General features: G+C 71.8%; 12 protein-coding genes. 7 read left to right on the top strand and 5 right to left on the bottom strand.

Annotated features, from left to right (window positions below; all coding sequences use genetic code 11):
* Positions 1 to 351: 351 nt before the first annotated feature.
* Positions 352 to 1,491 (top strand): hypothetical protein, encoded by a 1,140-nt coding sequence (locus VMR86_11190; GenBank protein ID HTO07603.1) that lies wholly within the window; start codon positions 352 to 354, stop codon positions 1,489 to 1,491.
* A gap of 5 nt (positions 1,492 to 1,496) precedes the next feature.
* Here the strand turns inward: VMR86_11190 and VMR86_11185 are convergent, their stop codons facing one another.
* On the bottom strand, positions 1,497 to 1,712 hold the full coding sequence (locus VMR86_11185) for a hypothetical protein (GenBank protein ID HTO07602.1): 216 nt from the start codon (positions 1,710 to 1,712) through the stop codon (positions 1,497 to 1,499).
* Between the two features lie 72 nt (positions 1,713 to 1,784).
* Here VMR86_11185 and VMR86_11180 point away from each other — a divergent pair, with 72 nt between their 5' ends.
* Positions 1,785 to 2,171, top strand: coding sequence for a DUF5329 family protein (locus VMR86_11180; GenBank protein HTO07601.1), 387 nt, complete (start codon positions 1,785 to 1,787; stop codon positions 2,169 to 2,171).
* Between the two features lie 7 nt (positions 2,172 to 2,178).
* Here the strand turns inward: VMR86_11180 and VMR86_11175 are convergent, their stop codons facing one another.
* Positions 2,179 to 3,486, bottom strand: coding sequence for an MFS transporter (locus tag VMR86_11175; GenBank protein HTO07600.1), 1,308 nt, complete (start codon positions 3,484 to 3,486; stop codon positions 2,179 to 2,181).
* Positions 3,487 to 3,578: 92 nt separating this feature from the next.
* Here VMR86_11175 and VMR86_11170 point away from each other — a divergent pair, with 92 nt between their 5' ends.
* The 4 genes from VMR86_11170 to VMR86_11155 all read left to right on the top strand — a co-directional run bounded on the left by VMR86_11170 (position 3,579) and on the right by VMR86_11155 (position 7,594).
* Positions 3,579 to 4,985 (top strand): MFS transporter, encoded by a 1,407-nt coding sequence (locus VMR86_11170; GenBank protein ID HTO07599.1) that lies wholly within the window; start codon positions 3,579 to 3,581, stop codon positions 4,983 to 4,985.
* Positions 4,986 to 5,095: 110 nt separating this feature from the next.
* Positions 5,096 to 5,593, top strand: coding sequence for a periplasmic heavy metal sensor (locus VMR86_11165; protein ID HTO07598.1), 498 nt, complete (start codon positions 5,096 to 5,098; stop codon positions 5,591 to 5,593).
* A 31-nt stretch (positions 5,594 to 5,624) separates the two neighbouring features.
* Positions 5,625 to 6,332 (top strand): response regulator, encoded by a 708-nt coding sequence (locus VMR86_11160; protein ID HTO07597.1) that lies wholly within the window; start codon positions 5,625 to 5,627, stop codon positions 6,330 to 6,332.
* Positions 6,332 to 7,594, top strand: a complete 1,263-nt coding sequence (locus VMR86_11155; protein ID HTO07596.1) for a HAMP domain-containing sensor histidine kinase — start codon at positions 6,332 to 6,334, stop codon at positions 7,592 to 7,594. The genes VMR86_11160 and VMR86_11155 overlap by 1 nt, the downstream gene beginning before the upstream one ends.
* Here the strand turns inward: VMR86_11155 and VMR86_11150 are convergent.
* A complete protein-coding gene (locus VMR86_11150) occupies positions 7,581 to 8,183 on the bottom strand; it encodes a glutathione S-transferase family protein (GenBank protein ID HTO07595.1) in 603 nt (200 codons plus the stop codon). The two genes, VMR86_11155 and VMR86_11150, sit on opposite strands and share 14 nt — an antisense overlap.
* A 74-nt stretch (positions 8,184 to 8,257) precedes the next feature.
* Between VMR86_11150 and gcvA the strand changes: the two genes are divergently transcribed.
* Positions 8,258 to 9,157 carry a transcriptional regulator GcvA gene (gene gcvA, locus VMR86_11145; protein ID HTO07594.1) on the top strand — a complete coding sequence of 300 codons (900 nt, stop codon included), beginning with the start codon at positions 8,258 to 8,260 and terminating at the stop codon, positions 9,155 to 9,157.
* 31 nt (positions 9,158 to 9,188) lie between these two features.
* Here the strand turns inward: gcvA and VMR86_11140 are convergent, their stop codons facing one another.
* Both VMR86_11140 and VMR86_11135 read right to left on the bottom strand, forming a co-directional pair.
* Positions 9,189 to 9,836, bottom strand: a complete 648-nt coding sequence (locus tag VMR86_11140; GenBank protein HTO07593.1) for a glutathione S-transferase family protein — start codon at positions 9,834 to 9,836, stop codon at positions 9,189 to 9,191.
* Positions 9,833 to 11,212 carry an adenylate/guanylate cyclase domain-containing protein gene (locus VMR86_11135; GenBank protein HTO07592.1) on the bottom strand — a complete coding sequence of 460 codons (1,380 nt, stop codon included), beginning with the start codon at positions 11,210 to 11,212 and terminating at the stop codon, positions 9,833 to 9,835. Before VMR86_11135 ends, VMR86_11140 begins: the two co-directional genes overlap by 4 nt.
* Positions 11,213 to 11,415: the final 203 nt, after the last annotated feature.

Below are 11,415 nucleotides of genomic sequence, written 5' to 3'. Positions count from 1 at the left end.
CCCGCGCGCGTGCGCGGCGCCCATGCGCGCGCGCACGCGGCCGAGCGCCAGCTGTATCTCGACGCGGTGCTGGCCTGCTTCGCGCAAGCCGACGTGCCCATCGTCGTCTCGGTCGACGAGCGGGTGCGGGCTGAAGCGGCCGCACGCCTGCGCCGGCACGCGCCGCAGATCGACGCCGTGCTGAAGGCGTTCCTGCGCGCGGTCGGTACGCGCCGTGGCGCGCGCCCGAAAAGAACGCGGCGCTCGCGGGCTGGATGTCGCTGCCGGAGTGACCTTGATGGGGCAACGGTGAGTCAGAAGAGTCTCCCCGGCGCGGGGCAGGCGAGGCCGCGGGCGGTAGAATTCGCTGGAGTGAGAGCTCGGTTCTGGATCCTCCTGCTGCTCGGGCTGCCCATCGCGGGAGCGCTGGGCTATCTCGCCGCCGAGCGCGCCGCCCCGCCCGTGGCGCCCGCGCCCGCGTCCGGGGCAGTGACCGCGCGCGAGCCCGCGCCGCGCTTGCCCGAGCACGAGCGCCCCGAGACGCCGCGGCCGGCCGTGCCGGCGCCCGGGGACGCGGAGCGGACCCATGCCGAGTTCGAAGCCGCGCGCGCGGACCGCAGCGACGGCGCGCCCGAGCGCCTGCGCCTGGCCTACGTGCACTGGGTCGTGGCCGACCCTTCGGCCGCGCTCGCGCACGCCGGCGAGCTCCCCGAAGACGAGCGCCACGCGCTGGTCGCTGCCGGCCTCACGCTGCTCGCGCAGGACCGGCCCGAGGAGGCCCTGGAGGCGCTGGGCAACGTCGACGGCGATTTCACGCCCTATCTGGCCGACGCGCTGGGCGAGATCGCCAGGAAGGACCCCCGCCGGGCGCTGGAGTGGCTCGAGAAGAACCGCGAGCGCGACCCCAACGGCGACCTGGCCGGGGCGATCATCCCGTCGCTCGCCGGCGCCGACCTGTCGCGCGCCGCGCAACTGGTCGAGTCACTCGGTGACCGCGCGCCGGAGGCCGCCGTGCAAGCGGTCGCCGCCGAGTACGCGCGCCGCGACCCCGCGCGCGCCTACGCCTGGGCCGGCGAGATGGCCGCCGCGAGACACGACGACCCGGCTGAAGGCAGGCGCGCGGTGAGTGCGGCGCTCGTCGCCGAAGACCCTGGCCGGGCCACGCAGGTCCTCGCCGGCGCCACGGACCCCGCGGTGCGCGCCAGCTTGATCGCCGAGATCTCCCAGCAGCGCGGCCAGCAGGACCTGAACGGCGCGTGGGACTGGCTCGGGCAGTTCAAGGACGAGCCGAGCTACGGCGAGAACGCGCGCGGCCTGCTGTCGCGCTGGACGTACACCCAGCCGCAGGCAGTCGCCGACCTGCTGCCCGCAGTGACCGATCCCGAGCTGCAGGCCTCGGCGGCCCGAGAGCTCGCGAAGGCCTGGCAGCAGCAGGACCCGGTGCGCTACGGCGCCTGGGTCGCGACGCTGCCGCCCGGTCCGCTCAAGGCCGCCGCCACGGAGGAGCGGTGACTCCGTCAGTCACTCTTCACGGGCACGAGCAGGAGCGCCGCACCGGCGCCCACTGCCGCGATTCCGGCCCACATGGGAATGTTGACGTGCTCGCGATGTTTCACCGACATCTCGATCGGTCCCACCTGCGTGTCGTGAGTCTCCTTGGTGTAGGAGAATCCACCGTAGGCCAGCGCCAGCACGCCGGCGATCACCAGCACGAGCGCGAGTATCTTCGTCATCGCGTACCTCCGCGTCCTCTTGGACCCGCCGCGAACGGAGCAAGAACCGGGCCTGCTGCGGAGGGAACGTACATGACTCGATGGCCCGCCATCCGTGGCAGCTTTGTAGAGCTTGCCAGGCGTGTGGCGGCGAGCGCCGTGCTGCTCGGTGTGCTGGCCGTGCCGCCCAGCGAAGCCCAGAAGATCGAGCTCTTGATCCAGTCGGTCGCCGAGCTCACTCATGCCAGGTTCATCCGCAACGGGTCGGAGTACGACGCGGCCGCGGCCGCCGATCACCTGCGCCTGAAGCTCAGCCATTCCGGAGGCCGCGTGAAGACCGCGGAAGACTTCATCCGCTACTGCGGCTCGACCTCGTCGGTGAGCGGCCAGCCGTATCGGATCCGCTACGACGACGGCCGCGAAGTGACTTCCGAGGCGTTCCTGCGCGCACGGCTGGCGGAGATCGAGTCCCGGAAGTGATCAGGATTCAGGCGTGCTTTGCCTGGAGATCGCGCGCCAGCGTGCGCCCGGCGAGCAGATACTGGAGCGTCGCCCACGACGCGCCGATCACCACGACCCACAGCAGCGCATAGCGCACGGATTCGTCGCCGTAGGTGGGCCGCAGCTTGTCGGACAGGATCCCGACCAGGAGCGGCCCGAGCCCGAGGCCGATCAGGTTGATGATGAAGAGCAGGATCGCGGACGCGAGCGCGCGCATGTTCGGCCGGACCAGCGACTGGGTCATGGCGAAGGTCGGGCCGAGATACACGCCGCCGATCAGCGAGCCGGGAATCGAGAGCAGGATGGCGGTGCGCGGGTCGGGCCACAGATAGAACAGGAACGCGAACGGGATCCCGATCGCCGACGCGACCGCGGGCACGCGCATGTACCAGCGCGGATCGCGCGCCGCGATGCGATCCGAAATGGCTCCGCCCAGGAACGTGCCCAGCACGCCCACGGTGATCGTGATCGTGCCCAGCCAGGTGCCCACCTCCGCGCGCTCCATGTGGTGCACGCGAATCAGGAACACGGGCACGAAGGCCGCGGCGGCGTAGCCGTAGAGCGCATGCAGCGAGGCGCCGATCGACATGTGCACGAACGAGGGCAGCTTGCGCAGGAAGCGCATCACCGCGACGAGTGACTCGGGCGGGTCGTTGGCAGTGCGCGTCGGGTCGCTCCCGCCGCGCACGGGCTCGCGCACGGTGAATCGCACCAGCAGCGCGAGCACCAGGCCAGGAATGCCGACGATCACGAAGGCCATCCGCCAGCCGAAGAAGTGGGCGAACCAGCCACCCAGCAGGAGCCCGAGGCCGCCGCCGATCGGGATGCCGAGTGAGTAGGTCGCGAGGGCCGTCGCGCGCCGGTCGGGCGGGAAGATGTCGGAGAGGATCGAGTGCGAGGGCGGGCTGCCGCCGGCCTCGCCGATTCCGACACCGATGCGTGTCACGATGAGCTGCCCGAGGTTGCCCACGAAGCCCGTGAGCGTGGTCATCAGGCTCCAGAAGAACAGCGCGAGCGCCACGATCGAGCGCCGCGTGCCGGTGTCGGCCCAGAAGCCGATCGGAATGCCCACGAACGTGTACAGGATCGCGAACGCCGGCCCAGTCAGTAGCCCGAAGATCGTGTCGCTGAACCCGATCTCCTTGCGAATGTCCTCGCCCAGGATGGTGAGGATCTGCCGGTCGATGAAGTTGAACACATACACCACCACCAAGAGACCCAGCACGTAGCGCCGGTAGCGGTCGGAGTACGGCGCGGGTCCCGAGGTCTCGAGGTTTCTCGCTGCGGTCGCCATGGCGTTGCATTCTCCCCAGCCGCGAAGCCGAGTCAACCGAATCCGACCGATCTGCCTGTACGCGGACGCGGCGCTTCGGTTAGGCTGGGCGCGTGCAGGAAGCCGCCGCCCGCCCGCAGCCGATCGCCCAGCCGGCGCAGCCGGGGCCGGCGCTCGAGGCGCAGGGCGTCACGCCCTATCTCGGGTTTCTGTTTCTCATGCTGTCGACCGCCACGCTGTTCGACGGCTTCGACTCCGCGATGATCGGCTTCGCGGCGCCCGACGTGCAGGCCACGCTGGGCATCACCACCAGCCAGTGGGGCGGCGTCGCCACCCTGACACGCCTTGGTGTCATGGCCTCGTTCGTGTTCGTGTTCTTCGCCGACCGCATCGGGCGGCGGCGCGTGGTCATGGGCACGATCGTCGGCTTCACGCTCGCCAACTTCGCCACCGCGTTCGTGACCAGCACGGCCGAGTTCGTGGCCTGCCAGCTCGTGGCGCGGCTCTTCCTCACGGCGGAGCTCTCGATCGCGATCATCATGGTCGGCGAGGAGTTCCCTGCGCGGCTGCGCGGGCGCGCGATCGCCATCCTGACCAGCCTCGCGACCGCGGGCGTGATGTTCATGTCGAAGCTCCAGCCCTACGTGCTGCTGTCCGCCGGCGCCGAGAGCAACGCCGTGCACGACCTGGGGCACGCCATGGTGACCGGCGTGCAGTCCGCGCTGGGTCTGCCGTCGGACGGCGCCGGCTGGCGCTCGCTGTACGCGCTGGGCGTGCTGCCGCTGGCGGCGATCCTCTTGCTCCGGCTCGGCATGCGCGAGACACGGCGCTTCCAGGCGGCGAAGGCCAGCGCCGCGGCCAGGCCCAAGGCGACCTGGGGCGAGCTGTGGCACGACGTGACCCTGCCCTGGCACGCGCAGTACCGCCGGCGCACGGCGATCGTCGCGCTGCTCTGGAACTGCGTGTATCTCGTGACGGGTGTGTCGACGGTCTTCTACGTGATCTACGCGCGCGGCACGCTGCACCTGACTCCCTTCGACGTGGGCGCGATCGTGTTCTGGGGCTACGCGGGCGGCGTCGCGGGCAGCTTCCTCGGCGGCTGGCTCATCGATCGCATCGGCCGCAAGCACACCTGCGCCGGTGCCTACGTGGTGGGCGCGGTGTCGATCTACGCGCTCTATCACGTCACCTCGGTGCCGGCGCAGTACGTGTCGATGATCGTGACCGTGATGTCGTTCGCGGGCGGACTGTCTGCGACTCACGTCTACGCTTCGGAGCTCTTCCCGACCGAGATCCGCGCGACCGGCTACGGCTGGACCACGAACCTGGCGGGCCGGGTCACCGAGGTCGGCGGTCCGGCCGTGATCGGCCTGTTGATGGCGAGGTTCGATCTCTCGGTGCCGGATGCGATCGCGGTGCTGTCGATCGGCCCGGTGATCGGCGCGCTGCTCGTCTTGCGCTACGCGCCCGAGACGCGCGGCATGACGCTGGAGCAGATCCAGCAGCGCCTGGCCAGCTGACCGCCGCGCCAGAGCTTTACCTTTCTTTACCTGGCCGTGCCTTGCCGGAAACGCGCCGCCCGTAGCTTTCCTCTTCGAGACTCGCGCTTTCGAGTCGAGGAGGAATGGCGATGGAAGACGGAACGAAGACACGATCTCTCCTGGCCAAGGAGCTCGTCGCGGGCGGCCTGCTGGTCGCCGTGGTGCTCGTGCTGGGGCTCGGCTTTGCGGTGACGCCGGCGCGCGGCGGCTTCTTCCGCGGTCCGGGCCACGACCCCGAGCGCATGCGCAAGCACGCCGAGATCGCGGTCGAGGTGGCGCTGCGCGAGGTCGACGCCACGCCCGACCAGATCGCGCGCGTGAAGGCGGTGGCCGACGGCCTGATCGGCCAGCTCGAGAGCACGCACGACCAGCACGAGGCCAACCGCGCCGCGCTGCTGGCGCAGCTCAAGTCGCCCGAGCTCTCGCGCGAGACACTCCAGGCGCTGCGCGCGCAGGAGCTGGCGCTGCTCGACGACGCCTCGGTGAAGGTCACCGACGCGATCATCGACGCCGCGGCCGCGCTCACGCCCGAGCAGCGCGAGAAGCTGATCGAGCTGGCCGAGGAGATGCACGGTCACGGCCACTGAGTCCCTCGCCTGCGGTACCCTGCCCGGGCGGATGACCGAGCGGATCTTGCTGATCGACGACGACACCCGGCTCTCGGCGATGCTGGCCGAGTATCTCGGCGCGCGCGGCCTGGAAGCGGTCGCGCGCGCCGACGCCGCCAGTGGCCTGGCCGAGCTGGAGCGCGGCGGCTACGACGCGGTGGTGCTCGACGTGATGCTGCCCGACGCCGACGGCTTCGAGCTGTGCCGCAGCCTGCGCGCGCGCTCCGACCTGCCGATCGTCATGCTGACCGCGCGCGGTGACGAGGAGGACCGGATCGTGGGCCTCGAGCTGGGCGCCGACGACTACCTGCCCAAGCCGTTCAACCCGCGCGAGCTGCTCGCGCGCTTGCATGCCGTGCTGCGGCGGCGCGGAGCCGGCGGCGGCGCGCGCGCGGCGACCCTGCGCTTCGGCCGGCTCGAGATCGACCGCGACGCGCGCGTGGTGCGGCTCGACGGCGCCGAGCGCCCGCTCACCGCTCACCAGTTCGCGCTGCTGGTCGCGCTGGCCGAGCGCGCCGGGCGGGTCCTGTCGCGCGACGCGCTCATGAACCTGGTGCGCGGCGAGTCACTCGAAGCGTTCGACCGTTCGATCGACGTGCACGTCTCGCGCATCCGTGCGGCGATCGAGGACGACCCCAAGCGTCCGCGGCGCCTGCTCACCCTGCGCGGCGCCGGCTACGTGTTCGCGCGCAAGCAGGACGAGCCGGACGAGGGCTGATGCGGCGGCTGTATCTCCAGATCTACCTCACGGTAGTGGCGATCGTGCTGGTCTTCGCGCTGCTGGTGGGGATCGCCTGGCGGGTGGTCGGGCCGTCGCGCGACGACGAGCGCCACATGATGGGCGGGGTGTCGAACATCCTGGCGCGGCTGTTGCCGCCCGAGGGCGCGCCGCCGGCGGAGCAGCAGGCCGCGATCGAGTCACTCGCGCGCGACCTCGACGTGGAGCTCACGCTGCGCGGCCCCGACGGGGCGCTCCTGGCGCACTCCGGCGACCCGCTCCCGCTGCCTGCGCTGCCGCACGGCAAGGCAATGGCGCCCGGTCCGCTGCACCGCCACGATCCGTTCGCGCTGCGGCTCGCGGACCAGCGCGTGATCCTCGCGCGCTGGAAGCACGAGCCCTACGGCGCGCTGATCGCGATCGCGGCGCTCGCGGCGGCGATCGCGCTCGGCTCGTATCCGATCGTGCGGCGCATCACGCGGCGGGTCGAGACACTGCGCGCGCAGGTCGACGCGCTGGGCGCGGGTGACCTGGGCGCGCGCGTGGAGGTGAGCGGCAAGGACGAGATCGCGGGCCTGGCCGCGAGCTTCAACCGCGCCGCGGAGCGCATCGAGAGACTCGTGGCGGCACAGCGCGGTGCGCTGGCCGCGGCGTCGCACGAGCTGCGTTCGCCGCTCGCGCGCATCCGCATGGCGATCGAGCTGCTCGAGGGACCCGAGGGCGACGCGCTGCGCGGGCGCGTGGCGCGCGACGTCGCCGAGCTCGACGCGCTGATCGGCGAGCTCCTGCTCGGGAGCCGCCTCGACGCGCTCGAGCCGGGGCAGGGGCTCGAGCGGCGCGAGCCGGTCGACCTGCTCGGCCTCGCAGCCGAGGAATGCGCGCGCACGGGTGCCCGCTGCGACGGCGACGCGGTCACGATCGCGGGCGACCCCAGCTTGCTGCGCCGGCTGGTGCGGAACCTGCTCGAGAACGCCCGCCGCCACGCGGGCGACGGCCCCGTCGAGCTGCGCGTGGTCGCGGGCCCCGGCGGCCGGGCGCGCATCGCCGTGTCGGACCGCGGGCCCGGCGTGCCCGAGTCCGAGCGCGAGCGGGTGTTCGAGCCGTTCTACCGCCCGAAGGGCGCGAGTGAGTCGCGCGACGGGAGCTTCGGCCTGGGCCTCGCGCTGGTGCGTCAGATCGCCCGCCACCACGGCGGCGACGCGCGCTGTCTCGCGCGGGAGGGCGGCGGGAGCACCTTCGAGGTCGAGCTCAGATCTTCGTGATCGGAATGTGTCTCGGCTGGGCGCGCACGCGCTCGAGCCAGGCGCGCAGCGCGGGGTAGGGCGCGAGGTCGAACTTGCCCTCGTCGGCCACGTGCGTGTAGGCGTAGAGGCCGATGTCGGCGATCGTGTAGCGCTCGGCCACGAAGAACTTGCGACGGGCCAGATGTGACTCCATGACCGCCAGCGCCGCGTAGCCGCGCTCGACCCGTTCGGCGAGCTGTGCGCGATTCTGCTCCAGCAGCCCGAAGTGGTGCCAGAAGCGCACCACCGCCACGTACGGCTCGTGACTGTACTGCTCGAAGAACAGCCATTGCAGCACCTGCGCGCGCTCGAGCCGGTCGGCCGGCAGGAACGGCGTGCCCTCGGCGAAGTAGCACTGGATCGCGTTCGACTCCCACAAGCAGGTGCCGTCTTCGAGCCGCACGCACGGGATGCGCCCGTTCGGGTTCTTGGCCAGGAACTCCGGCGTGCGCGTCTCGCGCTTCATGATGTCGAGCTGCACCAGCTGGTAGGGAATGCCGAGCTGGGTCAGCAAGAGGCGCACCTTGTAGCCGTTGCCGGAGGGCAGGAAGTCGTACAGGGTCAGCATGGGGCGGAGAGGTACCGCGGGCGCGGGCCGCCGACAAACGAGTACTTTTTCTCGCTCGGGATAGAATTCCTCGTGTGAACCGGCGCCCGCGGAAGCTGCCGTCCCTGAACGCCTTGCGCGCCTTCGAGGCGGCCGCCCGGCACTTGTCGTTCAAGCGCGCGGCGGCGGAGCTGCACGTGACCCAGGCCGCGGTGAGTCATCAGGTGCGCGCGCTCGAGGCGCAGCTCGGCCTGCCCTTGTTCGCGCGGCTGCATCGCGCGCTGGCTCTGACTCCGGCCGGAGCGCGCTACCTGCCGGCGCTCTCCCAGGCCTTCGATAGGCTCGACGACGCCACCCAGTCGCTGCGCGCCCGGCCGCGCACGCCGCGGCTCGTGCTCTCGGTCGTGCCGTCGTTCGGGACGAACTGGCTCGTGCCGCGCCTCGGCCGCTTTCGCGCGAGACACCCGGGCATCGACTTGGAGCTCTTGTCCTCGGCCGAGCTCGTCGACTTCGCGCGCGATCCGGTCGACGTGGGCATTCGCTTCGGTCCGGGGCGCTGGCCCGGCGTGCGCGCCGACCTGTTGCTTGCCGAGGAGTATCTGCCGGTCGCCAGCCCGAAGCTCGTGCGCGGCAAGCGCCCGCTGCGCCGTCCCGAGGACCTGCGCCGGCACACGCTCCTGCACGACGAGACCCACGAGGCCTGGCGCGCCTGGCTGGCGAGCGCCGGAGTCGCCGGCGTGGATCCCGAGCGCGGCGTGGTCTTCTCGGACTCGAGCCAGCTCGTGGCCGCGGCCGCCGCCGGCCAGGGCGTGGCACTCGCCCGGCGCCTGCTGGCCGCCCCCTACCTGCGGCGTCGCGCCCTGGTGCGCCCGTTCGCGGGCACGATTCCGGCCGAGTTCGCCTACTACGTGGTCTGCGCCGAGTCACGCGCAGAAGAGCCCGCCATCCGTGCGTTCCGCGAATGGATCTCGAAGTCCGCCGTCCGGAAGCGATGACTTCGGGCTCGAGTCCAGGACGCGGAGCGGCTCAAGTGACTCCGACCTCACCCGCCTCGATCCGCTCCGGCTCTCTTGCCGACGCTTCGGCCCACTCGCGCAGCGCGGGCAGCCTCACCAGCGCTTCGGCGTAGTCGTCCGGCACGCCGTAGGTCGCGAAGCGGAAGGCGACCGGCGCGTACATGGCGTCGGCGATGGAGAACTCGCCGAACAGGAACGGGCCGCGCACGCTGGCGGACTTGCGGCAGTCGCTAAAGAGCTGCTTCACGCGCGCGATGTCGGCCTCGAGCTCGGGCGTGTGCGGCACGCGGCGGCCAGTCGCGCGCACGTTCATGGGCATCTGCCCGCGCAGGCTCTGGAAGCCGGAGTGCATCTCGGCGGAGACCGCGCGCGCGTGGGCGCGCTCGCCGGAGTCGCGCGGCCACAGGCGCTTCTCGGGGAAGGTCTCGGCGAGATACTCCGCGATCGCGAGCGAGTCCCAGACGTGGCGCGTGCCGTGCCGGAGCACGGGCACCCGGCCGGCCGGTGACCAGCCGCGCACCGTCTCGGCGAAGCCCGGCTGGTTCATCGCCACGCGCGTCTCCTCGAACGGGATTCCGCTCTGGCGCATCAGGAACCACGGCCGCAGCGACCACGACGAGTAGTTCTTGTTGCCGATCAAGAGCGCCAGCCCGCTCACGATACGGCCTCCGGCTTCAGCACCCAGGTCTTCAGGCTTTCGCGCGCAAGCTCGGCGCCCTGCTCGAAGCCGCTGCGGCCGGCGGCGAGCGCCGAGTGAGTCTCCTCCGAGATCAGCACGCCGCCGACCGGCGCGTTCTTCTGCAAGTGACCCGCCACGTCGAGCACCGGGCTGTAGGCGACGCCGCTCTGCAGGTCGACCGCGGAGCGGCCGGTGTGCACGCCGATGCGCACGCGGAACGGGCGGCCCAGCAGGTTCTCGCGTCCGTTCCACGCCGCCATGCCGGCGAGCAGCGCGCGGGCGCAGGCGACCGCCGCCTCGGCCGAGCCGAAGAAGGCCATGACCTCGTCGCCGTTCGAGTTCAGGATGCGGCCGGTGTGCTCCTCGACGTTGCGCGCGATGTAGCCGCGGAAGCGCTCGAACGACACGAACACCCGCTCCGGACGCGACTCACTCGCCTTCAGGCCGTAGGAGTCCGCGATGTCCACGTCGAGGAACGTGCCGTCGCGCACGAAGTCGCGCTCGAGCCGGGCCTCGAGGTCCACCCGCGCCTCCATCACGCGGCGCAGCGCGCCGCGCGGCAGGGTCGCGTCGTCGGAGCCGCCGGACAGCTCGATGCGCAGGCGCACCGCGTCGGCCAGGGTGATCTCGTCGCCGTGATCGAGCGCGCACTCGGTCTCGACCCGCTCGCCGTTGCGCTGGGTCGGGTTGGTCTGGCTGCGATGGCGCAAGAGCACGCGCTCGCCCTCGCGCGCGAGCTCGGCGTGCAGGCGCGAGATACCGGGGTCGAGCAGGACCACGTCGCAGTCGGCCTGCCGCCCGACCTTGACCACGTCGCCCGAGAGCGGGAAGCGCGAGCCGCCGAGCCGGCCCGGGCCCTCGAGCACCGCCAGGTAGCCCCACACGCCGGCGGGAGCCCGAATCACGGTGGTCTGCTCCGCGGCTCCGTCGATGCGCACGATCTCGGTGTGCTCCTCGGAGCGGCCGGCGGGTCGGGTGGCCTCGACGAGCGGCCGCACCTCGAGCATCACCCGGCCCATGCGGATGCGGTCGCCCGGCACGATGGCGCGCCGCGCGACCGCCTCGCCGTTCACCAGCGTGGGGTTCGCGGCGTGCGCCAGGTGCTCGAGCGCCCAGCCGTCGGCCCCGAGCACGAGCCGCGCCTGTCTCGAGGAAACCGAGCGATCGCGCAGGCGTACGCGGCCCTCGCGCGCGCTCGTTTCCTCACCGCGGCCGATCTCGACCTCGGCCACGGCCACGGGCAGCCGCGCGCCCCGGTCCGCGCCCTCCACCACGAGCAGCGCGAGCCACGGCGCGTTTTGCTGCGTATCTGGTGCGCGCGAGTCGCCGCCCGCGCGCCGGTTCCACCACGACATGACACCCGAGTCTCGAACGCGCCGCGCGCCCGGGTCAAGCGTGTGGTCTAATTCGCCCTCTATGCGCAAGCCATTTCTCGCCTTCCTGATCGGGGCCGCGCTCGGCCTGCCCGGACTGGCCGCCGCCCAGGCCCCCGACCAGTTCTTCCGCATCGAGATGAGCGGTCTCGAGCACTGTGCGGACTTCGACAACTTCAAGTTCA

The organism is Myxococcota bacterium (genome assembly GCA_035498015.1).
Lineage (GTDB): Bacteria > Myxococcota_A > UBA9160 > SZUA-336 > SZUA-336 > VGRW01.
This window is presented reverse-complemented; position numbering and strand designations above follow the sequence as displayed.